Genomic DNA, 22,185 nt, shown 5'->3' on the forward strand with positions numbered 1-22,185 from the left:
AATTGGTGAGCAGTGAGTCAGATCGTCGTCAAGCGCCCGCCGCGGGCACTGCCCGCCGACGTGCCGGACGAACAGGTGCAGGTTCAACCCCCTCCGCCGCTGCCCAGAGGGCAGCAGGAGGGCGCGCTCATGCAACTGCTGCCCATGCTGGGTATGGGCGGTTCGGTCGTCTTCTTCTTCATGACGCCGAATCCGATCATGCGCATCATGGGCATGGTGATGATCGCTTCGACGATCGCCATGGCCATCGCGATGCTGGTGCGGCACCGGCGCGGAACGCAGGGCGAGCTCGCCGACATGCGGCGCGACTATCTCAAGTACCTGACGCAGACGCGGCGTACGGTGCTGAGGACTGCGCATCTGCAACGGGACGCGCAGTACTACCTCCACCCGTCTCCGGAGCAGTTGTGGGCGCTGGTCGCCGAGGGCAGCCGGGTGTGGGAACGCCGGGTCGCCGACGAGGACTTCGGGCAGGTACGTATCGGCCTGGGCAGTCAGCAGCTCGCCACGGCGCTCATCGAGCCGGAGACGGCGCCGGCGGATGAGCTGGAGCCGCTCACCGCCGGGGCGATGAGGCAGTTCCTCAACGCGCACAGCGTGCTGGACGGCCTGCCGATGGCCGTGTCGCTGCGCGCCTTCTACCACCTGACGATCACCGGTGAGACGGAGTCGGTGCGCTCGACGGCGCGCGCGATGGTCGGTTCGCTCGCCTCGCTGCACTCCCCCGAGGACCTGGTGATCGCCGTCGTCGCCGGACGGGGCGCGGTGTCGCGGTGGGAGTGGGCGAAGTGGTTGCCGCACGTCCAGGCGCAGGGCCCCGGCGACGGGGCGGGCAGCCGCCGGCTCATCACGTCCGACGTACGGGAGCTGGAGGAGATGCTGGCGGGGCGGCTGGAGGGGCGTCCGCGCTTCCAGCCCGGCGGCCAGCCGCTGCTGGACCAGCCGCACCTCGTCGTCGTCCTGGACGGCATGTCGCTGCCCCCCGTGTCGGCGCTCGCGTCGGCCGAGGGGCTCCAGGGTGTGACGGTCATCGAGGTCGTACCGGGCGACGTCACCGCAGCACGGGGCGGCCTCGCCGTGGTCGTGCGGCCCGACTCGCTGCGGCTGGAGTCGGGGCACGGCATGGTGTACGACGGGGAGCCCGACCGGCTGAGCCTGGAGGCCGCCGAGGCGCTGGCCCGTCAGCTCGCGCCGCTGCGGGTCGCGACGGGGGGTGACGACGACGAACCGCTGCTCGCCAACCTTGACTTCACCGATCTGCTGAACCTCGGGGACGCGGCGTCCGTCGACGTCACCCGTACGTGGCGGCCCCGTTCGCAGGCGGAGCGGCTGCGTGTGCCCATCGGTGTCGGCGAGGACGGCGCGCCCGTCATGCTGGACCTGAAGGAGGCGGCGCAGGAGGGGATGGGGCCGCACGGCCTGTGCGTCGGGGCGACCGGCTCCGGCAAGTCCGAGCTGCTGCGCACGCTCGTCCTCGGCCTCGCCGTCACGCACTCCTCGGAGACGCTGAACTTCGTCCTCGCGGACTTCAAGGGCGGCGCCACGTTCGCGGGCATGTCGCAGATGCCGCACGTCGCGGCGGTGATCACCAACCTCGCGGACGACCTGACGCTGGTCGACCGCATGGGTGACTCGATCCGCGGTGAGCTCAACCGGCGGCAGGAGATGCTGCGCGACGCGGGCAACTACGCCAACATCCATGACTACGAGAAGGCGCGTGCGGCGGGCTCGCCGTTGCAGCCGATCCCTTCGCTGGTCCTTGTCATCGACGAGTTCAGTGAACTCCTGACAGCGATGCCGGACTTCATCGAGATGTTCGTCCAGATCGGGCGCATCGGGCGTTCGCTGGGCGTCCATCTCCTGCTGGCGTCCCAGCGGTTGGAGGAGGGCCGGCTGCGCGGGCTGGAGACGTACCTCTCGTACCGCGTGGGTCTGCGTACCTTCTCGGCCGCGGAGTCGCGTGCGGCGCTGGGGGTGCCGGACGCGTATCAGCTGCCCAACGTGCCCGGCTCGGGGTATCTGAAGTACGGCACCGACGAGATGGTGCGGTTCAAGGCCGCGTACGTATCCGGGGTGTACCGGGCGAACGCGCAGGCTGTCGCGGGCACCGGGGGGCCGCTGCCCGTCGACCGCAGGCCCGTGCCGTTCACGGCGGCGCCGGTGCCGGTGCACTACGTCCAGCCGGCCGCGCGGCCCGCCGTACCGGACGCGCGCACCTCGCCCGAGGACGACGCGCTGGCCGACTCGGTCCTCGACGTGATCGTGCGCCGTCTCGAAGGGCGCGGCGCCGAGGCGCACCAGGTGTGGCTGCCGCCGCTGGACAATCCGCCGTCGCTGGACGAGCTGCTGCCGGGGCTGTCGAACGTGGAGGGGCGCGGGCTCACCCAGCCGGGCTTCGAGGGGGCGGGGCGCCTCGTCGTACCGCTGGGCGTGGTCGACAAGCCGTACGAGCAGCGACGCGACACCCTGTACCGGGACTTCTCCGGGGCCGCGGGCCATATGCAGATCGTGGGCGGCCCGCAGTCCGGCAAGTCGACGCTGCTGCGCACGCTCATCGCCGGGTTCGCGCTGACGCACACGCCGCGGGAAGTGCAGTTCTACGGGCTGGACTTCGGCGGTGGCGGCATGTCGTCGATCGCCGGGCTGCCGCACGTCGGCGGGATCGCGTCGCGGCTCGACCCGGAGAAGGTGCGGCGGACGACGGCCGAGGTGTACGGCATCCTGACGCGGCGCGAGGAGTACTTCCGTACGGCGGGGATCGACTCCATCAACACCTTCCGCAAGATGCGGGAACGGGGCGAGATCTCGGCGGCGGACCAGCCGTGGGGCGATGTCTTCCTGGTCATCGACGGCTGGGGCAACTTCCGCACCGACTATGAGGGGTTGGAGCCCGCCGTGCTCGACATCGCGGCGCGCGGGCTCGGTTACGGCATCCATGTGGTGCTGACGGCGTCACGCTCGATGGAGGTGCGCGCCAACCTCAAGGACCACCTGATGAACCGGCTTGAGCTGCGCCTCGGCGACACGATGGACTCCGACCTCGACCGCAAGGCCGCGGTCAACGTGCCCACGGGGGTGCCCGGCCGGGGCCTGACGCCGGAGAAGCTGCACTTCATGGCGGCGGTGCCGCGGATCGACTCCATCAACTCCGACAGCGACCTGTCAGAGGCGACGGCGGCGATGACACAGGAGGTCGGCCGGCACTGGACGGAGCCCGGCGCCCCGGCCGTACGGCTGCTGCCGCGCGAGCTGGACGCGGCGACGCTGCCGGCGGGCGCCGAACAGCCAAAGCGCGGCGTGGCCTTCGGGATCGACGAGAACCTGCTGGAGCCGGTCTTCGTCAACTTCGACCGCGATCCGTTCTTCCTGGTGTTCGGCGAGAGCGAGTCGGGCAAGTCGAATCTGCTGCGGCTGCTGATCAAGCGCCTGTCGGAGCGGTACGACGGGAACTCGGCCAAGTTCTTCGTCATCGACAACCGGCGCGCGCTGCTGGACGTGACGCCGGCGTCGCACCTGGCGGAGTACGTGCCGATGTCCAACAACATGGACCACCACGTGGACGCGCTGTCGGACCTGATGCGGCGACGTACACCGGCGGCGGACGTCACGGCGCAGCAGTTGCGCGAGCGCAGTTGGTGGCGCGGGCCGACGGTGTTCGTGGTCGTCGACGACTACGACCTGGTGTCCACCTCAAGCGGCAACCCGCTCAACAAGCTCACGGAGCAGCTGCCGTTCGCGCGCGACGTGGGTGTGCGCTTCATCATCGCCCGCAGCGCGGCGGGGGCGAGCAGGGCCTCGTACGAGCCGTTCATGCAGCGGATGATGGAGCTCGGCGCGCAGGGTGTGCTGCTCTCGGGCGACCCTCAGGAGGGCGACATCCTCGGCGGCGTACGGGCGCGTCCGATGCCGGCGGGCCGCGGCATCTTCGTCTCGCGCCAGCGTGGCAACCCCCTGGTGCAGACGGGGCTGATGCCCTCGCCGGACGAGCGGTGACGGGGGCGGGGAACAGACAACGGGAGCGGTCAGCGGACGCGTGGAGCAGACAGCGGGCGCGGGCGGCGCGGGCATCCAGGTTGATCCGGAATGGTGAAGTCCATAAGCGAGTACGGGGGAAGGAGTCCCAGATGGCATGGGACGAGTGGGAGCAGTTGAAGGCGTCGGCGGCGGGTAACGGGCCGACGCAGATGCGACTGAACGGAATCCCGGAGGAGGATCGGCCCAACGCGGGCAGTCCGACCGGTGATCTCGCGGTCGATCAGAAGGACTTGGCGGCGATCGGCGACGAGGCGTTCAAGCTGTACAACCGGCTGTGGGAAGAGGCGCGGGTCACCAGCACCGACACGGCCGGGAGCGATCTGAAGGGGCAGGGGTTCGCGCTCGGGGGCGCTCTGAGTCATGTGTCGCTGCGCTGGGACCGGCAGTTGGGGTCTCTCATGGACGCGTGCGCGCTCATTTCGAACCACATGGACTTCACCAAGAAAGCGCATGAGGGCGACGAAATCTTCATCGAGCGTCATGTGAGCAGCATTTCCACACTGGATGCGGGCTTCGACGAGCAGTGGTCCCAGCCGGGCAAGAAGAACGAGGTCTACGGCGAGGGCAAGAAAGACTCGAAGGACTGAAGGAACAGACTCATGGATTTCGAAGCCCTTCACTCTGCCAATTTCACGTCGCTCGACACAACGGTCAGCGACTGGACGAAGATGCTCACCAACCTCACCGACCTCAAGACCGACGCCAAGGACGGGCTCCACGGCAAGGCGAACAAGGCCAACTGGGCCGGCTACAACGCCACGGTGTCGCGTGAGTTCATCGGCAAGACCGCCGAGGAGTTCAACGACGCGTACACCCAGGCCGAGTCGATACGCAACATCATCCGCGACACCCAGGGTGAGTTGAAGACCCAGCAGCGACTCCTCAAGGAAGCCGTCGAGCGCGGGCGGGGCAACCACATGTCCGTCAAGTCGGCTGGCAGCGGTTTCACCGTCACTCCGAATCCTGATCCGAAACCCGCCAACGGCCAGAAGGACGTCGACGCGCTACGGGACGAACTCCAGGGCATTCTCGACACGGCGACGGAGATGGACAACACGGCGTCCACGTCGCTCAAGGCACTCGTCGATCTCACCGACTACGGTTTCTCCGGGCAGAAGTACGCCGACCGCGATTCGGCGGCCGGCGCGATCAAGGAAGCCGAGAATCTGGCCCGTCTCGCGAAGAAGAACCCGGAAGACCTGACGGTCAAGGAGTTCGACGCGCTCAGTGCGGGCCTGAAGAAGTACTCGGGCGACGAACTCTTCAGCGAGCGTTTCGCCGAGCAGTTGGGTCCCAAGGGGACGCTGGATTTCTGGGCGGGTATCACGGATCCGCACAGCAACAGCCGTCTGTACATGGACCGCCATGAACAGCTTGGCGATCTGCAGAAGAACCTCAGTCTCACGCTCGCCACCGCGACGCAGGCGGATACGCCGGAAATGCGCCGGTGGACGTACGAGATGACGGAACTCGGCGGCCAGCCGTTGAACAAGAACAGCACTACCCAGGGCTTCCAGGTGATGAGCAACCTGATGCGCTGGGGCAACTTCGACGACCAATTCCTGAAGAGCTACGGCACGGAACTCATGGAGACCGAGAAGGCTGCCACCAGTAACGGCCGCCACGGGGCGGCGGTCTGGACCCACATGGGCATGGACCCGAATCTCAACCGCACGGGCGAGGACTCCGGTTCGGACCCCATGATCGGCTATCTGAAGGCGCTCTCGAACAGCCCGGATGCCGCGACCGATTTCTTCAACGACCCGTTCCTGTCGAAGGACGAGGATCACGACTTCAAGACGAAGAACGGAGACGGGAAGGAAGTCAAGGACACACTCTCCAACTTCGACTATCTCTTCGAGGAGCGCGACTGGCCGCCGGAGCGGGACAAGGACGGCGAGGACAGCATCTCCGGCCGGAACAACCTCGCGATGGCTCTGGAAGCGGCCACGACGGGTCACCCGGCGGGCGAGCTGCCGACTCTGGACACCCCGGCACACAACGCCGGGCAGGCCGAGCTGGCGAAGAACTTGATGGTGTCCATCTCGGAAAACCCGGAAAGACTTACCGAGCACAGCTACATGTCCGACAGCGTGGGGCAGATCGCCGCCGAGTACATGCCCGACATCAATCGAGGTATGTACCCCGGGAAAGAATCCGCGGACGACCTATTTCCGGTGGTGGGCGCGGCGGCGAAGATCCCCGAGGTCGACATCACCAGGTTCCTCTACACGGTGGGTCAGAATCCCGAGGGATACGCCGCGGTCAACGCGGGACAGGCAAGCTATACGACGTCCCTGATGGAGTATCACTTCGCGAATCCGGATGCCTTCGTCAATGACCCCAACTTCAGCGACAGCGACAACCTCAAGCAGAGCATCGAGGGTGTGGCGAAGGTGAGCGGCGAAGTCCAGGGAACGATCGGGGCGGGCCGTGCGTACGCGAGCGAAGTGGATGCGGGCGTGAAGGACCAGGACTTCAACAACGCGATCCAGACCACCAGCACCTGGGTCGGCTCAGGGGTCGGCATCGGGGTGGGTCTGGCGACCGCTCCGTTCGTCGGCCCTGGTGGCGTCGTGGCGGGCGGACTGGCGGGCACCGCGGTGGATGAGATTCTCGGCGGGCTCACGGAAGGCTCGTTGAAGGACAGCTCGGGCGAAGTCATCTACCGCAACGGTCAGGAAATAGACGCGACACGACAGTCCACTTACACCCTTGTCGAAGCGGCTGCCGAAAAGGCGGGCGAGAGCGCGAAGAATCCGTCGCCGGCCATTGTCGCCGCTGCCGCGGGTGCGGCGGAGCAGGGCTTCAACAATGCCCGCACGAACCTCGCGGACTTTATCGACGGCGAAGGAACTCCCCGGCAACTCGAGCCAAAAAAGTGAGCACATGATGTCCATGTCGAAGAAGATTCTGATCCCCCTTGCCGCACTGGCAGTGGTCGGCCTGGCGGCGGGCACATTTTATGTGCTGGGAGTACCTCCGTTCGAGAAACACGGAGAAATAGAAGCGAGCAAGGTCTGCGAGTCGCTCGGCGACTCCTCGAAAGCGGCCTCAATGCTCAAGACCGTGCTCCCGAAGGAACCCGAATACTCCTTCAGAGACAGAGTGACCGGCGAGCACGTGACGCAGCAGAGCGATGCGTTCAGGAGCGACTGTGCGGTCTACGGCGAGGAGAAAGCACTCCTGAGCGCCGGAACACTGGTAATGGAGACCCAGCCCGCCGACAGTTGGGCCAACTACTCACTGGAGGACGGCGACGAGGCCCGTGAGAGCTTCGCAGCGGGATCCGGAGGCTTCATCACAACGAACAACACAGTGGCCATTCAGGTACCTTGCGCCAAAGCGGGAACCATACCGGGCGGCGAATACAGCCTCAGAGTCGTCGTTGATCTGAAGTCGAGCGAGGCGTCGGACAAGGTGCGTCAAGGCCTGAAGGATCTTGCGGTCGAGGCGGCACGCTTCGCGCACAAGGAGACGGAGTGCAATCTCCCCTCCAAACTCCCTGAGTAGGCCGACGATCCGGCCACAGGCCACGGCCTTCGCTCCTGGCCGACCTGCGCGCCGGTGAAGCCTCCACATGAACCCCCTCAAGCACGGCAAGGAAGGCTTCTCTCGTGTGTGCCCTTGTCATCCCCCACGCCACATGTCGTCGGCTCATCGTGAGCCTGGGTGCGCTTTCGTGCGCGCTGCTGATCGCCTCTTGTTCGGAATCGGCGAAGGAATACGAGACACCTCAGGCGGTCTGCGGCGTGAAAGTGCCTGCGGAGATACTGGATCCCTTGCTGCCTGAGGGAGAGAAAGTCTCCGAAAGGTCAAAGACGGCGAGCGGCGTCAAGCGCTGTTATGTGTCGGTGGACGACAAGGTCGCGCTGTCGACGTCCATAGAGTGGTACGAGGCCGATACCCCGATTGCGGAGATCGCCTCGAAAACGGTCGGCGCGGGCCCCGAGGACAAGGTCAGCACCGACAAGCGGTACAGCTACTCGGGCAAGGGCGGAGCCGGGCTGATCCGGTGCGAGGACTCGTCCCAGATCGACAAGGACGTCGATGGCGACCTCTACGCGACGGTGCGGGTCGGGGGCGACGACTCGGCGGACGCCGCTGCCGTACTGAAGGTGATCGAGGCGTATACGGATGCCGTGCCTGCGGCGGGCGAGTGTGAAGTCGACCTCTGAGGTCCCTTGAATCCGTGTCGCGTTGACTCGTACGACGAAGGGGGGCACCTCCCGCGCGTGCCCCCCTGTTGCCGTAACTGTCGGTTGCTTCTGAGCGTGACTCAGAAGTAGCCGGCGGACTTCTTGTCGCCTGCCTGGTACGTGGGGCCGGCCTCACGTACCTTGCGGGCGATGTCCTTGAGCGCGTTGTGGATCTGGCGCGTCTCGTTGTCCCACTTCTTGTGGGCCGCGTCCGCCGCCGTCTTGGCCTCGCCCTCGAAGGTCGCGGAGACGCCGCGGATCTTCGTCTGGATGGCCTCAAGGCTCTCGTCGAGCCGGTTGGCCTGCTTCTCGATGACCGAGGCGGCCTGCTCCAGCGAGCCGTAAGTCACGACCATGGTGCCGTCGTTCTGCTGAGCCACGGGTCCTCCTGTTTCCTGTCGGTGCGGTGCGGTATGTGCTTGGCCGGCTTCTGGCTGACGAGCTGTCAGTAGCCGCTGATGTTCGACGTCGCCTTCGCCGTCGCGGCGGAGTCGCCGGAGAAGCCGGCAGTCACGTCGACACCGTTCAGGGCCGCGTAGACCTCGTCCTCGGTGTTGCCGGCGGTGGTACGCGTGACCTGAATCGCTTCCTGGAAGTTGAGCAGCATCTTCGCGATCCGGACCATGCCGGAGTTGATCTCGGCCTGCTTCGCGTCGAATGCGCTGGCGCCGATGCCCTTCCAGGCACCTTCCAGGCTGTCGATGACGCCCTGGAGGTTCTTCAACTGCCCTTTGACGTCCTCGAACTTGATCGTGATCTCGTCCTGGAAGTCCTTGAGACTCTGATCGCCGACCTTCTGGACTGCCATATGCCAGTCTTCCTTTCGTCTGTGCTGTGCTCGTCACTGCGTGGGTGTTTCGGTGAATGGTCTGAGCAGCCGGGCGGGTGGTCACGCACTGCGGCGTTTGCGTACGACGGCGAAAGCGCCCCCGGCGAGTACGGCGACCACCACCGCGCCGCCGAGGATCAGCCCCAACTGGCTGTCGCCGCCGGTGTCTTCGGAGGCGTCCGCCGCGTCCGTGTCCTTGTCCGAGTCCGAGTCCGAGTCCGAGTCCGAGTCCGTGCCCTCCGCGCCGGGTTTGGGCGATGAGGACGCCGCATCGTCCGACGACGATTCGCCCGAGGCCCCGTCGGCCGTCGTCTTCTCGTTGGTAAGCGGGCTGACGTCCGCGTCGCCGGGCTTACCGATCCCCCGGTTGATGGCGGCGTTCGGGCGGACGATCCCGTGGCCGAGGTAGTTGCTGACGGTGCCGGGCTTCCAGTCGTCACCACGACCTGCGGACTCGAACATGACCCGCAGGACCTGGTTCGCGGTCCAGTCGGGGTTGGCGGACCAGATGAGGGCGGCGGAGGCGGACGCGAGGGCGGTGGCGGCGCTGGTTCCGCCGTCGCCGTCGCAGTACTTGGTGAAGGTCTCGTCGCACCAACGGGGGATGTCGTTGGCAGGGGCGGCGATGTCTACGAAGTCACCGTGCTGGGAGTACTTGGCCACTTGACCTTCGCGGTCGGAAGCGGCAACGCCGACCACCTCAGGGTAGTTGGCCGGGTAGCCGGGCTTGTTGGCCTTGTCACCCGTGTTGCCGACGGCAGCGAAGAGCAATTTGCCTTTACTGTGCGCGTACTCGACCGCTTCTTTCTCCGCAGCGTCTACGAACTCGCCGCCCCCCGAAAAGTTGATGATCTTGGCATCGCCGTCGGCAGCTGCGCGGATGGCGTTGGAGTTGTCGAGAGAGTCCGATTTGTGCTTCTTCTCGAACGCCGCGTCGGCGACCCGCATCGGGATAATTCTTGCCCCGGGTGCCAGCCCTTTGAGGCCGCCGCCCGCACCTGTGCCGACGATCAGTTCGGCCATCGTGGTCCCGTGACCGTCGTAGTCGTCAGTCGCCCCGTCCGTCTCCGTGGCGTCCACTCCCTTCAGGACTTGCCCCTTGAGGGAGGGAGTCGACGCGTTGACGCCGCTGTCAATGAGAGCAATCTTGATGCCCTCACCCGTGGAGGTCTTCCAGATCTCCTCGACACGCATGGCATCCAGGTACCACTGCTTCGACTGCGCGTCGTCGGCAACCGCCGGAGCGGCGCCCAACATGCCGATCACAGACGCTCCGACCATGGCGACCGCGCACAGCGGGCCGCGCCGAAAGCTGTACGAGCCGAATCGCCTCCGGACCTGGCTCATTCCTGCCGTCATCCCGACTTCCGAACCTTCCGCTGTGCCTAGTCGCCCATCCGGTTCTCCGGACGTGGCCGTACGGGACTCTCCCGCTCCTCATCCCGGGGCTGCCGGTCATATCGCTCACCCGACAGCCCTGAGCCACCAGTCGTGAACCCGCCGGTGCCCGGACCGGGAGGCGTACCACCACTCCGGGGCGTACCGACCACACCGTTGGAGCTGGGAATGCCCCGCCCCGTCGGCCGCGCGGCTGACGACAAACGGTCCGGCGCTCCACCCTGGCTGCCGATGACGTTCCCCCTGGGGATCCGCGCCCCAGAAGTGCCGGTGCCGCCGCCGGAGGCTCGCTGCTGCGGCGTCCCTCCGACGATGCCGTTGCCACGGCCCGCACGTGGCCCGCCGGACGTGCCCGAACCGGAACGCCCCGTCATGGGGCCTCCCGAGCTCGGCCGACCGACCATGGGACTCCGCGTGCCACCCGGACCACCGGTGCGTCCCACGCCGGGAGCCGTCCCTGTGGGCCTGCCGACCGGGGACCTGTTTCCCCCCGTACCCGTTCTCGCGTTGGTGCCCTGCCCGGGATTTCCTCCCCTCGGCATCGTCGAGGGGCCCTGGCGGGGCGGTCCACCGGGCCTCATGGGGACCGAACTGGGGCCCAGCTGGGGGACATACGCGTCTCCAACCGGGGGCCCTCCGTGCACTGGCAAGGGCTGCGTAGGACCAGGGCTCGGTCGTGTTGGTGGCAGCGTCGTAACGCTGTCGATCTTCATCGATGTGCTCGGGGTAGGAATTTCCGTGATCAGGCCGTCGGTACGAGTACGAGAGGCGCTGTCCGTGCCTCCTGCGTCGGCGCGTACAGCACTGGACTGCTGAGGCGACGACCACGGGGCGCCGTTGGCCGATGAACCACCCGAACCGGATTCGCTGCCCCACATATCCCTTGGCGCCGGCACCTCCGCCTTCAGCATCTCCGGCAGCTCCGGCTCCTTCGCCCCCGCCAGCGACTGCTCCGACACCGCGTAGAACGACGCCAGGCGGTTCATCTGGTTGATGGCCTCCTGGCGGTTCTCCTCCACCTGCACAGCGCGCTTGTACTCCGGGTTGTCGTCACGCTGTTCCGAGACCGGGAAGTCCTTCGGGCGCCTGGGGTCCGCCCGGTTGTCGCGGGGCGGTCTGGCGCTGCGGACCGATGTCAGGCCGCCGCCCGCCACCGTCATCTGGGTGCCGATGACGTTCGCGAAGGAACCCAGGTCCCAGGCGTACCGCGCCAGTTCGCTGCCGTAGCGCTGGAACTCGGTGGCCGCCGCGCCGTGCCAGTCCGTGGCCTTGACGAAGTCGCTGAGCTCCTGCGCGGCCTCGTTGAGGCTCGTCTTGGCCCTTTCGAGGTTCTCGCCGGCCTTCACCAGGTCGGCGGGCTTCGCGCCGTCCAGCAGGTCGAGCATGTCGTTGAGCCCGCGCTCTTCGAAGCTCGTCCTGGAGAAGATCCCTCCGGGGCTGCCGAAGCCGATCCGGTCCAGGACCGTCGCGAAACGCTCCATGGCGTCGGTCGCGCCGAACTGTGACTCGATCTGTGCGGCGTCTTCGTTCTGTTGCTGCTCCTGGGGAGAGAGCGGCGGCTTCTTGTCGTCACTCATGTCTCGTCACCCCAAGTCCTTCGTACCGCTGGTGGCGTCCTGGCGCGGCGCCTCAGGTGCCTCGCCCTTCTCGCGTCTCTGCTGCCTCTCGTACGCCTCGCGCTGCTCGTCCAGTCGCGTCTGGATCGTGTGGAAGCGGTACCGCAGGTCGTCCTCGACGTTGTCGTAGCCGACATCGGCGGCGTGAACTCCGATGCTGAGCAGCTCTATCTGATCCCCGAGGGACTTGGACAGGGAAATGAGCGACGTGTGCACCCGGTTGTACTGCGCCGAGAAGCCTTCCGCCTCGTCGAACTTGCCGGGGCCGCTGAACGACGAACGGGGCACCCCCTGCGCCGCGATCTCCCCCGTGCCGCCCGCCCCGGTCTCGAACTCCGAGAGCAGGGTGTTGATCTGCCCCTGGAACTTCTTCAGCGCCCCGACGCCGCGCTCGAGATCACTCGTCATCGGAGCCCCCGCTCACGCCACCCACCGACTCAGGCACTATGCCCGTTCCTCCCGTTTGCCTCAGCTGTCCAACGCGCGACCACAGCGGACCAGTTCTTCTACGTTCACTTGATGATCGCCCGCAACACCCTAGCTACTCAGCCGTAGGACTCTAAGTGCGAAATACGTCGCCCGACTTGGCCGCCGTGGCGCACGCCGCGCGCCACGTTCTCATCCGCGCTCGCCGACCCGCCGTGCCCGACGGCGCGAGTCGCGCAGGGCCACCGAACCGCCCGTGATCGCCGCCACGAGGACGGCGCCGCCGACCACGACGTACGTCGCGAGGCGCGAGTTGCGTTCGTCGGCCGTCTCGCCGAGATGCACCTCTGCGGGGGTCGGCGCTTCTGCCCGGGTCACTCCTTCGTGTGCCACCGGCTTCTCGACGGGCTTGTCATCCTCGGTGAGCGCGCGGACGGGGTCCACCACTCCCCAGCCGACGAGGCGGTCGCGGCCCGGGATCGAGCGCTCCGCCGTCTGCTGGATCTGGGCGACGATCTGCTCCTGGGTCCAGGTGTCGTGCTTGCTCTTGATCAGAGCGGCGATTCCGGCGACGTACGGGGCGGAGAAGCTGGTGCCGTTGTCGGCGCAGTGGCCGCCACCGGGGACGGTCGTGACCATGTCCACCCCCGGCGCCGCGATGCCGACGAACTCGCCCGACTGGGAGAACGACGCGCGTTCGTTGTTCCTGTCGGACGCGGCCACGGCCAGCACGCCGTCGTACGAGGCGGGGTACGTCTCCTTGACCTTGCCGTCCAGGCCGTCGTTGCCCGCCGAGGCGACGACCACGACCTCCGCCGCGAGGGCGTCCTCCACGGCCTGCTTCAACACGTCCGTCGGTTCGACGGCGTCAGCCGTGTCCTGGGAGATGTTGATGACGTCGGCCTCTTGCTGGACCGCGTAGTCGATGGCCAGGGCGAGGGACTCGGCGGTGCCGTTGCCGAACGCGTCGTTCTGCTGGATCGGGATGATCGTGGCGTCGGGCGCGAGGCCGACGAAACCGGTCCCCTTGCCCGGCCGCGCGGCGATGATCCCGGCGACCTTCGTGCCGTGGCCCACCACGTCGGTGGTGCCGTTCGACGCGCCCCGTTCGAGTTTGTTGCCGTTGTCGTCCTCGGCGTCGGCGGGGATCAGGTTGTTGCCGCTGCCGGTGTCCACCGCCTTGGCGAGTTGCGGGTTCTTGGTGTCGACGCCGGTGTCGATGACGGCGACCCTCACGTCCTTGCCGGTGGACTGCTTCCACAGTTCGTCCAGCAGGACACGCTGCAGCGCCCACGGCCGGCCCTCGTAGTTCTCGCCGGGGAAGGAGCACTGCCCCGTGTCCGCGGTCGCGACGGGCGCCGACAGCGTCACGAGGGAGAGTGCGGCGGTGGCCAGGACCGTCGTGGCCGGGGCCAACCGGCGGTACGTGGGTGGGGAGTTGGGCGTACGGCTCCGGGCGTGGGCGGGGGGATGAGTTCGGGCGTGGGTGCGGGTGTACGTCATGGCTGCTCCGCCCTCACGAACCCTGGGGCTGACCCGCGGCCCCGGTCGACAGCCTCGGCCCCGTCGGCAGGAACGAGGACCACGCGGCGGGCACCGGCGCCGCGTCCACGTTCTGGTAACCGAGCCTGTTCTGGGCCTTCCGCACCTCGGCCCGGCCGGTCTGCTTGTCCTTCTCCGAGCCGGATTCGCCGATCCCCGAGTTGTCCGTCGCATTGTCGCCGTTGGACTGCATCGCGTACCGCAGGCCGGTGTCCGTCACCAGGAAGAGGAAGCCGGACTTGGTCGTGTCCCCCGTGAACTGACGGAAGAGCTGGCCGGATCCGGGCGTGACATACGCGCTGGTGGCCCCTGTCGCCAAGGTCGCGGGGAAGCCGCTGCCCGCCCAGGTACTGAGTGTGGTCTCGCCGCTGTCCGCGTCCACCTCGCGCAGCACGTTGCACACGGTGTTACGGCTTCCCTCCGACGTACTCGCGGAGTTGACGGCGTCGGGGCTGCTCTCCGGCCAGTCCTTGTCCTGCCCGAACGGGGCGCCGGGGCTGAAGGTCGCGGCGCTCACCGATGTGGCCTCGCCGTCCTGGCCGACCTCGATCAGGTCACGGCTGCTGAGCAGGAGCTTCGCGGTGAAGTCGGAGACCGGGGCGACCCGTTCCGCCAGGACGACGTACTTCTGGTTCTTGGTGCCGTCCGTCGCGGTGAGGATGGTGCCGATCTTGTCGAGCTCGGGGTCCAGATCGCCCCCGACTCCCGCGTCGACGCCTGGCACTCCGTCGATCTCGGGGAAGTCGACGGAGTCGCCCTTGTGCATCGTGTCCAGCCACGCGGCGGAGACGCGCTGCGGCTCCCGGTCGTCGCCGACCAGCTGACGGAGCAGCAGTTCGTCCTCGGCGGTCTCGTACGCCTTGCCGGTCCGGTCCACGATGTAGCGGGTCTCGTCGGGGGCCTCCACGAACATCAGCTCACCGCCGGTCAGCTTGTTCGCGCCCTCGGTCTTCTTCTGCTCGCGCTCCGCGAAGACGAACGCCGCTTTCTCTATCGCCCGGCCGCCCTCCCCGGGGCGCTCGCAGACGGCCCAGCGCTTCGCTGCCCCCGCCTCCTTGCCGTCGGGCAGCCGGTCGGGGGCGTAGGGGATGCCGAGGGTGGCGCCGTGCGGGATCTTGCCGTTGTCCAGCACGGACTCGTCGACGTTGATGACCTTGCCCTTGTCCGGATTCAGGAGGAGCTTGGCCGACGACATGTTGAGTACTGGGTGAAGCTGGACCTTGCCGTCGGTCTTCAACACCACGTAACGGGTGGTGGACTTGCTGGCGATGATGACGTTCTCGCCCGGCGTGTCCCACTGCTTGGGGGCCACCGGCTTGAACATCCCCCACGCACCGAAGACCGCGAGGATCACCACGGCGACGATCATCCCGGGTACCACTCCGCGCAGCGGGCGGGGCGCACCTTCCTCGGAGCCGGTCGAGTTCGGCTGCACGAACTGCGCGATCAGCCTTCGCTTCGCGAAGGTGTAGGCGTTGAGTTCGTCCCGTCGTGATGCCATCTGTCCGCTGTCCCTCTCCCCCACTGCGCGGCGGCTCCCCCTGTTCGCAGAGGTGCATGCCGTCGTTCCGGCCCCCCACTATGCACGCTGACGATCACCCCTCACTGCTCAGGTAGGGTGATCGCCCGGTCAACCACCCACGGGTAAATGGCCATTACGGACAGAGGGAGCAACGCGGGGATGCGTACGGCGATGCGCGAGCGCAACGGGCGGACTTCCGGACAGGTCCCTGGCACCTCGCCGTCTTCCCGGCGGCAACGTCGCAACGGCCGCGGCGTCGGCGCCCCGTTGCCTTCCTCGGCCACCCCGGCACCGCGCCCCGTCCCCGCGACCACCACGCTGCGTCCGCTCTCCCGCACCAGCCACGTCGGCCCCTTCCAGCTACGGCAGTTGGTGCTCGTGGAGGTCGCTCTCGCGCTGGCAGCCGTGGGCGTCGTGCTCGGCGGGCTGTGGCTCGTCCCCACCATCACCGTCGGCTGCGTGCTGCTGCTCTTCGCCGTCGTACGGCGCCGCGGCCACGCCGTCCAGGACTGGCTCGGCACCGTCCTCTCCCTCCGTGCGCGCCGGCGTGCCGCGGGGCCCGCCGCGGTAGACGTCGATCCGTCGCTGGCCCCGGTCGCGGAGAGCGTCCCGGCGCTGCGCCCGTACACGTACGTCGACCGGGACCGCCGCACCGTCGGGATGGTCGGTGACGGGGGCTTCCTCACGGCGGTCGTACGGGTGGAGGCGAGCGGGTCCGCGCTGCGGCCCGCCTTCGGGGCGCGGGCGCTGCCGCTGTCGCTCCTGGGCGGCGCCCTGGAGGTCGACGACATCAGGCTGGAGTCCGTGCAGTTGGTGCAGCAGGTGCGTTCGGCGCCCGCGCCGCATCTGCCGCAGCAGTCGGTGGCGCGGCTCTCGTACGTCCCTCTTCAGGAGAAGACCGGCGCCCCGGCCATGCGGCTGACATGGGTGGCGGTGAAGCTCGCCCCCGAGCTGTGCCGCGAGGCGGTGGACGCGCGCGGGGGCGGCGTCGAGGGCGCCCAGCGTTGCCTCGTACGAGTGGCGGACCACGTGGCGAGCCGGATCACCGGAGCGGGGTTCCGGGCCGTCGTGCTGGACCAGGAGGAGCTGAACTCCACCGTCGCGACGTCGGCCTGTGCCAGCCCCGTACAGGCCGCCCTCGCCGGCCGCCCCGACGCCGCGCCGACGCGGCGTACGGCGGAGACGGCGCGTGTCTGGCGGTGCGACGACCGGTGGCACACGACGTACGCGGTGGGCCGCTGGCCCGAGTTGGGGCGCGGGGCCGCGCCGCTGCCCAAGCTGGTGTCGCTGCTCACCGCCACCCCGGCGTACGCGACGACCTTCAGCCTCACCCTCCGGCGCGGCACCCGTCTGGGAGCCATGACGGTGCAGGGCCACGTACGGATCACCGGCGGCAGTGACACCGAGCTGGTCGGCGTGCGGAGGCTGTTGGAGCAGGCCGCTCGTTCGGCGAAGGTGGGCCTCGTGCGCCTCGACCGGGAGCAACTGCCCGGGGCCCTGGCCACACTTCCGTTGGGAGGCGCCCGATGAGCCGGCTGCGTACGCTGCTCGGCCCGCGCCACGCGGGGCACACGATGCCCGCCGACGAACTCGGCGCGCTCTCCCTGCCGGTCGGGGACGACGGTGTGGTGATCGGTGACGACGCGGAGGGGCACCCCCAGATGGTGGGGTTCCATCGCTCCGCGCCGTACGACGTGCTGTTGATCGGCGGCCTGTGGACGGCGCAGGTGATAGCCCTGCGCGCGGCGGGCACCGGAGCCCGCGTGGTGGTCGAGACGGGCCGCGCCCAGGCATGGACGATGCTGGCGCAGGCCGCCGGCGCGGGCATGGAGTGCATCACCCTGCACGACGTGGGGCGGGTGCCGCCGCAGGGCGCGACGGTGGGCAGCCCCGTGGTGGTCGTACGGGACGCGGGCATGCGGCCGCCCCGTGGCCGGGTCGTCTCGGCGCCGTGGCAGTCCGTGCTGACGTTGCTGCCGTATCTGAGCCCCGTGGCGCCCCGGTTGATGCGGAACTCCACACTGGTGGGCATACAGCGGGTGTCGCCGCGCGAGGCCGAACAGATCGGGCGGATTCTCGGTCTGTCGTCCGCGGAGAGTGACGCGCTGCCGACGCTGGCTGACGGCGTCACCCTGTGGTGTGCCGGGCGCGAGCGTCATTGGGTGATGACGAGCCCCACTGATGCCGAGACGGGGCTGCTGGGCACGGCTCGCAGGATGGACTGAGCCCCCCCCCATGGACGACTTGGGCCCCAGGACCGTTGTACGGGGCGGTGGCCCGGCAAGGGTGAGGGGACCGGAATCGGCGGACCCGGTGTGCCGGGCGGATCTAGGATCCTCAGGAGCACGCGCCGGTGGGCCTGTATGTCTCCGCTCGTGCGTGGAGAGCGTTCAACTCAGCCGTTGTCGAAGGGAAGGCCTGACCGATGGGGACCAAAGAGGAGAAGGACGAGCTGTACGCCCTCGACATCTCTGGCGTCGAGTGGCTCAGCGCCCCCGGCACGAGCGAGGACGAGGAGCGGGTCGAGATCGCGCATCTGCCCGGCGGAGCGGTGGCGATGCGATCGTCAGTGGATCCCGACACGGTGCTGCGGTACACCGAAGCGGAATGGCGGGCGTTCGTACTGGGCGCGCGTGACGGGGAATTCGACATCCGATAGAGGTCTCCGCACGGAGGCGTCCTCTTTAAGAAGGTCGTTACGCCCGTGGCCCCCGTCGGGGCGGGCCCGCAGCGGCGACGCGTGCAGCCTCCTTAGGAGGAGACCCCGAAGAGAACGGCCGAAGCGGCGGAACCTCTCCGGTCCGGGTGCTCCCGGACACAGCCGCCCGGACCGGGCCACGTTCCGGACGTCGATACCGGATTGTTGGGTCGCGGCCCGGGACCGGGCGAACGGGCAGGTATTCATGCGCTGTTGTCATGGTTCACCCCACCCTCTTCCTGACCGTCTGCCGTAGCCGAATCACCCGGCGGCAAGGGGCGGCGTACGGGGCGGCCGATGACGGATGGGCGGGCCTGCCGGAGCGGGCTTGTGGGCGTTTAGGGTGGGTCGGGGCGCACGAGAACCCGCAGGCATGTCGTGAGCGTCCCAAGGGGTAGAGCCGGGCTGATCGAGTGACAGCGGTCGCCCCCACCCGCAAAGGCACAAGGGTGCTCGACCACACCAGGAGGCAAAGTGAACGGCGATCGGGACGAGATCCGTGGGGACTGGAACAATCCCGTCGATGATCAGTCCGACGCGGAGCCCGCCGAGATGACGGGTGAGTTCACCATCGACTACACCCCGCCGGCCTGGTACACGCAGAACGCCCCCGGGGACACGTCGGGCGACGGGGCGGGCCAGCCGAGTTCCACCCCGGGGCCGCCGCCTCCGAGCGGGGCTCCGGTGGCCGTGCCGGGGTTGCCCGCAGGAAGTGGGTACGAGCCGAACTGGCCGCACCGGCAGCCTCCGCCGTCGATCCCCGCGCAGAGCGCGCCCCTGTCACCGTCCGTCGATCCGGTACTGCCTGCCGCGTCTCCTGTGACGCGGCCGCCCTCCGCCGCTCCAGCGGCCGACGCCGGGGCGCCGGAGCCGTTCGCGCAGCCTTTCGGCGCGGGCGATCTGGAGAGCGGGGCGACCATGCGCTTCTCCCCCGCCGCGCTGAAGCGCGAGATGGCGGAGATCGACGCCGCCAAGGAGGTGGCGAAGGCTGCCGACGACGAGGGCGCCGCCCATGCGGATGACGATACCGATACTGACACTGATGGCGATGGCGGCAAGGTTTCCGGCGGGGCCGACGATACGGATGCCGGGGCCGGCGCCGGCACCGGCCCCGGCGCGGGTCCCGACCTGGACCTTGATCTCGGTGAGGCCGCTGAGGACAAGACCCGCCGCGGCGAAGATCGCGCCGACGACGCGGATGACGAAGACAAGGACGGGAGCTACCTCCTCTCCCCCTCCGTGAACTCCGGTGTCGACGAGCCCTTCGGGAGTTCGGACTCATCGACCGAACCGGACGCGCACGGGGACTCCCACGCCGCGGCGGATGCCGACTCGGACCCCCGCTCCATTTCCGACTCAGTCTCCGAATCCGAGTCCGAGTCCGAGGAACCTGCTGATGTCAGCGACGCCGTGGGCGGCGCGGACATCTCCGACGACGTCCAGGACCGCACCATCGAGCCGACCGACGCGGTCGACGAGCCGGCGGACTCCGTGCCCACAAATGAGCCGTCCGACGCGGTTCCCCCGCTGGACACTCCCGCGGCCCCGCCCGCGCCCGCGCTTCCGTGGACCCCGTCGCCCGCCGCTTCCGACTCCGGGCTGCCCCCGTTGCCGCCCGCCTTCCAGCCTGCCGCCCCGGCGCCCGCGCCGCAGTGGCCCGCCGAGCGGCCTTCGGCCTCTCAGTCGCAGTCGGTGTCGCAGTCCCAGCCGTCGCAGCACCAGTTGCCCCCGGCCGCCCCGTCCCAGTCCGGCCCTCCGGCCGAATCCCCCTGGGCCAGGCCGGCCACGCCCGCCACCCCGGCGACCCCCGCCGCGACGGCGCAGCAGAGTGGCTACGGTTTCCCGCAGCCGGGACAGCAGGGTCACCCGGCCGGGGCACCCGCCAACGCGGGTCCTAACGCCCCGTACGCGAAGAGCGGTTACGGCTTCCCGCAGACCGGCCAGCAAAGCCAGCCGGGGCAGCCGGGGCAGCCGGGGCACCAAGGCCCGCAGCAGGGCTACGGGTTCCCTCAGCCCGGACCGGCCGGCCAACCGGGGCAGCCTGGGCAGGCCGCCCAACCCGCCCCGTACGTACCCGTACAGCAGTCGCCACAGGCGCCCCACACTCCGCAGACGCCGCCCGCGCAACCGCAGCAGCCCCAGACGCCGAACCTGCCGGCTCCGGCGTCGCAGACGCCTAATCTGCCCGCCCAGCAGCAACAGCCGTACCAGCAACCGCAACACCCGCAGGGCGCCGCGCCCGACGGCGCGCAGGGCCCCGTACCCGGTGCCGCGCCGGGATCCGCGCCCGGCGCGCCGCCCATGGACCCGCGCTCCGGCGCGGGCTGGCCGACGGCGATGGCGCACGACCAGCGCGAACGTTCCATGCCGGGTGCGCCGCTCGGCTACACCGCCGCCGTCGAGCTGTCCTCGGACCGCCTCCTGCGCAACAACAAGCAGAAGGCCAAGAGCAGCCGCACCCCCTCCGCCGCCTCACGCTTCAGGATCGGCGCGAAAAAAGAGGAGGCGGAGCGGCAGCGCAAGCTCGAACTGATCCGTACGCCGGTGCTCTCCTGCTACCGCATCGCGGTCATCAGTCTCAAGGGCGGCGTCGGCAAGACGACCACCACCACCGCACTCGGGGCAACACTGGCGACGGAGCGGCAGGACAAGATCCTGGCGATCGACGCCAACCCCGACGCCGGCACGCTCGGCCGCCGCGTGCGCCGTGAGACCGGGGCGACCATCCGGGACCTGGTGCAGGCGATCCCGTATCTCAACTCGTACATGGACATCCGCCGGTTCACCTCGCAGGCGCCGTCCGGGCTGGAGATCATCGCCAACGACGTGGATCCGGCGGTCTCCACGACGTTCAACGACGAGGACTACCGGCGCGCGATCGAGGTGCTCGGCAAGCAGTACCCGATCATCCTCACCGACTCGGGCACCGGCCTCCTCTACAGCGCGATGCGTGGAGTGCTGGACCTGGCGGACCAGTTGATCATCATCTCGACCCCGTCGGTCGACGGTGCGAGCAGCGCGTCGACGACGCTGGACTGGCTGTCGGCCCACGGGTACGCGGAGTTGGTGCAGCGCTCGATCACCGTCATCTCCGGCGTGCGCGAGACAGGCAAGATGATCAAGGTCGATGACATCGTGCAGCATTTCCAGACGCGTTGCCGCGGTGTGGTCGTGGTGCCGTTCGACGAGCACCTGTCGGCGGGCGCTGAGGTCGACCTCGACATGATGCGGCCGAAGACCCGCGACGCGTACTTCAACCTGTCCGCGCTGATCGCCGAGGACTTCGCACGCGCCCAGCAACAGCAGGGGCTGTGGACGGCGGACGGCAACCCGCCGCCGCATCTCGCGCCGCCGATGCCGGGGCACCAGGGGCAGCCGCAGCACGGACAGCCGCAGGGGCAGTATCCGGGCCAGCCGGGACAGCCCGGCCAGCAGGTGCCGGGGCAGCCTCCGTACGGCCAACCACCGTACGGACAGCCGCAGATGCCGGGGCAGTACGGGCACGGCCAAGCTCCCGGACAGGCGCCGGGCGGTGCCCCGGGGCAGCCGCCGGCTCCGGGCCAGCAGCCCCACGGCGCCGGCCCCGGCCAGCAGTACCACCCGCAGCAGCCCTATCCGCAGCAGCAGGGCTGGCAGCAGTCACTGCCGTCCCAGGCGCAGTCGTCCGGCAGCCCGGCCGGGCTGCCGCCGGGCCAGTACCCCGGCCAGCAGCCGGGTCAGCCGGGTCAGCCGCACCAACCGGCACACCCGGGCCAGTCTGCGCAGCCAGGGCAGGCCGGGCAGCCGGAATTGCAGGGTCCGGTACCGCCCGCCGGCTGGCCGCAGCAGGAGCCTCCGCAGGCTCCGCCAGCGCCTCAACAGTAGGGCGGCAGAGGTTTAGACCAATGAGGGTCCGCACCGTCTTCACGGTACGGACCCTC

At 68.8% G+C, this 22,185-nt stretch carries 16 protein-coding genes; 9 read left to right on the forward strand and 7 right to left on the reverse strand.

All coding sequences use genetic code 11. The features are described from left to right. Positions 1-12: 12 nt before the first annotated feature. The 5 genes from eccCa to OIE74_RS09635 all read left to right on the forward strand — a co-directional run bounded on the left by eccCa (position 13) and on the right by OIE74_RS09635 (position 8,213). Positions 13-3,993: a type VII secretion protein EccCa gene (eccCa, locus tag OIE74_RS09615; protein WP_329380803.1), complete on the forward strand. Its 3,981-nt coding sequence runs from the start codon at positions 13-15 to the stop codon at positions 3,991-3,993. Between the two features lie 131 nt (positions 3,994-4,124). Continuing rightward, positions 4,125-4,622: a hypothetical protein gene (locus OIE74_RS09620; RefSeq protein ID WP_329380805.1), complete on the forward strand. Its 498-nt coding sequence runs from the start codon at positions 4,125-4,127 to the stop codon at positions 4,620-4,622. Positions 4,623-4,634: 12 nt separating this feature from the next. Next, positions 4,635-6,920, forward strand: a complete 2,286-nt coding sequence (locus OIE74_RS09625) for a DUF6571 family protein (RefSeq protein WP_329380807.1) — start codon at positions 4,635-4,637, stop codon at positions 6,918-6,920. A gap of 13 nt (positions 6,921-6,933) precedes the next feature. Then, positions 6,934-7,548, forward strand: coding sequence for a hypothetical protein (locus OIE74_RS09630; protein ID WP_329380810.1), 615 nt, complete (start codon positions 6,934-6,936; stop codon positions 7,546-7,548). A gap of 149 nt (positions 7,549-7,697) precedes the next feature. Further along, positions 7,698-8,213 carry a hypothetical protein gene (locus OIE74_RS09635; RefSeq protein ID WP_329380812.1) on the forward strand — a complete coding sequence of 172 codons (516 nt, stop codon included), beginning with the start codon at positions 7,698-7,700 and terminating at the stop codon, positions 8,211-8,213. Between the two features lie 101 nt (positions 8,214-8,314). On the opposite strand, the gene OIE74_RS09640 is transcribed toward OIE74_RS09635, so the two are convergent. The 7 genes from OIE74_RS09640 to eccB all read right to left on the reverse strand — a co-directional run bounded on the left by OIE74_RS09640 (position 8,315) and on the right by eccB (position 15,546). Continuing rightward, the gene (locus OIE74_RS09640) at positions 8,315-8,614 is read right to left on the reverse strand and encodes a WXG100 family type VII secretion target (protein WP_329380814.1); all 300 of its coding nucleotides are present in this window, start codon (positions 8,612-8,614) and stop codon (positions 8,315-8,317) included. Positions 8,615-8,679: 65 nt separating this feature from the next. Beyond that, entirely contained in the window at positions 8,680-9,042 is a 363-nt protein-coding gene (locus OIE74_RS09645; RefSeq protein WP_329380815.1) for a WXG100 family type VII secretion target, read from the reverse strand. An 81-nt stretch (positions 9,043-9,123) separates the two neighbouring features. Beyond that, complete coding sequence (locus OIE74_RS09650; protein WP_329380817.1) at positions 9,124-10,410, reverse strand: S8 family serine peptidase; 1,287 nt, start codon at positions 10,408-10,410, stop codon at positions 9,124-9,126. A 38-nt stretch (positions 10,411-10,448) separates the two neighbouring features. Beyond that, on the reverse strand, positions 10,449-12,038 hold the full coding sequence (locus OIE74_RS09655) for a hypothetical protein (RefSeq protein WP_329380819.1): 1,590 nt from the start codon (positions 12,036-12,038) through the stop codon (positions 10,449-10,451). Between the two features lie 6 nt (positions 12,039-12,044). Then, positions 12,045-12,485 (reverse strand): hypothetical protein, encoded by a 441-nt coding sequence (locus OIE74_RS09660; RefSeq protein ID WP_443076069.1) that lies wholly within the window; start codon positions 12,483-12,485, stop codon positions 12,045-12,047. Positions 12,486-12,695: 210 nt separating this feature from the next. Then, on the reverse strand, positions 12,696-14,006 hold the full coding sequence (mycP, locus tag OIE74_RS09665; protein ID WP_329380821.1) for a type VII secretion-associated serine protease mycosin: 1,311 nt from the start codon (positions 14,004-14,006) through the stop codon (positions 12,696-12,698). Between the two features lie 13 nt (positions 14,007-14,019). Then, positions 14,020-15,546, reverse strand: a complete 1,527-nt coding sequence (eccB, locus tag OIE74_RS09670; RefSeq protein WP_329380823.1) for a type VII secretion protein EccB — start codon at positions 15,544-15,546, stop codon at positions 14,020-14,022. 180 nt (positions 15,547-15,726) lie between these two features. Here eccB and eccE point away from each other — a divergent pair, with 180 nt between their 5' ends. From eccE to OIE74_RS09690, 4 genes are all read left to right on the forward strand, one after another. After that, positions 15,727-17,097 (forward strand): type VII secretion protein EccE, encoded by a 1,371-nt coding sequence (eccE, locus tag OIE74_RS09675; RefSeq protein ID WP_329392225.1) that lies wholly within the window; start codon positions 15,727-15,729, stop codon positions 17,095-17,097. Then, on the forward strand, positions 17,094-17,792 hold the full coding sequence (locus OIE74_RS09680; RefSeq protein WP_329380824.1) for a hypothetical protein: 699 nt from the start codon (positions 17,094-17,096) through the stop codon (positions 17,790-17,792). The genes eccE and OIE74_RS09680 overlap by 4 nt, the downstream gene beginning before the upstream one ends. A 200-nt stretch (positions 17,793-17,992) precedes the next feature. After that, positions 17,993-18,226: a DUF397 domain-containing protein gene (locus OIE74_RS09685; protein WP_189105154.1), complete on the forward strand. Its 234-nt coding sequence runs from the start codon at positions 17,993-17,995 to the stop codon at positions 18,224-18,226. 513 nt (positions 18,227-18,739) lie between these two features. Continuing rightward, on the forward strand, positions 18,740-22,129 hold the full coding sequence (locus OIE74_RS09690) for an SCO5717 family growth-regulating ATPase (protein WP_329380830.1): 3,390 nt from the start codon (positions 18,740-18,742) through the stop codon (positions 22,127-22,129). Positions 22,130-22,185: the final 56 nt, after the last annotated feature.

It is taken from the genome of Streptomyces sp. NBC_01716, from assembly GCF_036248275.1.
Taxonomy (GTDB): domain Bacteria; phylum Actinomycetota; class Actinomycetes; order Streptomycetales; family Streptomycetaceae; genus Streptomyces.

Coding starts and splice junctions, on each gene's coding strand:
- OIE74_RS09620 (WP_329380805.1), top strand. CDS start 4,125: ATGGCATGGGACGAGTGGGAGCAGTTGAAGGCGTCGGCGGCGGGTAAC.
- OIE74_RS09625 (WP_329380807.1), top strand. CDS start 4,635: ATGGATTTCGAAGCCCTTCACTCTGCCAATTTCACGTCGCTCGACACA.
- OIE74_RS09630 (WP_329380810.1), top strand. CDS start 6,934: ATGTCGAAGAAGATTCTGATCCCCCTTGCCGCACTGGCAGTGGTCGGC.
- OIE74_RS09645 (WP_329380815.1), bottom strand. CDS start 9,042: ATGGCAGTCCAGAAGGTCGGCGATCAGAGTCTCAAGGACTTCCAGGAC.
- OIE74_RS09650 (WP_329380817.1), bottom strand. CDS start 10,410: ATGAGCCAGGTCCGGAGGCGATTCGGCTCGTACAGCTTTCGGCGCGGC.
- OIE74_RS09655 (WP_329380819.1), bottom strand. CDS start 12,038: ATGAGTGACGACAAGAAGCCGCCGCTCTCTCCCCAGGAGCAGCAACAG.
- OIE74_RS09660 (WP_443076069.1), bottom strand. CDS start 12,485: ATGACGAGTGATCTCGAGCGCGGCGTCGGGGCGCTGAAGAAGTTCCAG.
- mycP (WP_329380821.1), bottom strand. CDS start 14,006: ATGACGTACACCCGCACCCACGCCCGAACTCATCCCCCCGCCCACGCC.
- eccB (WP_329380823.1), bottom strand. CDS start 15,546: ATGGCATCACGACGGGACGAACTCAACGCCTACACCTTCGCGAAGCGA.
- eccE (WP_329392225.1), top strand. CDS start 15,727: ATGCGTACGGCGATGCGCGAGCGCAACGGGCGGACTTCCGGACAGGTC.
- OIE74_RS09680 (WP_329380824.1), top strand. CDS start 17,094: ATGAGCCGGCTGCGTACGCTGCTCGGCCCGCGCCACGCGGGGCACACG.
- OIE74_RS09685 (WP_189105154.1), top strand. CDS start 17,993: ATGGGGACCAAAGAGGAGAAGGACGAGCTGTACGCCCTCGACATCTCT.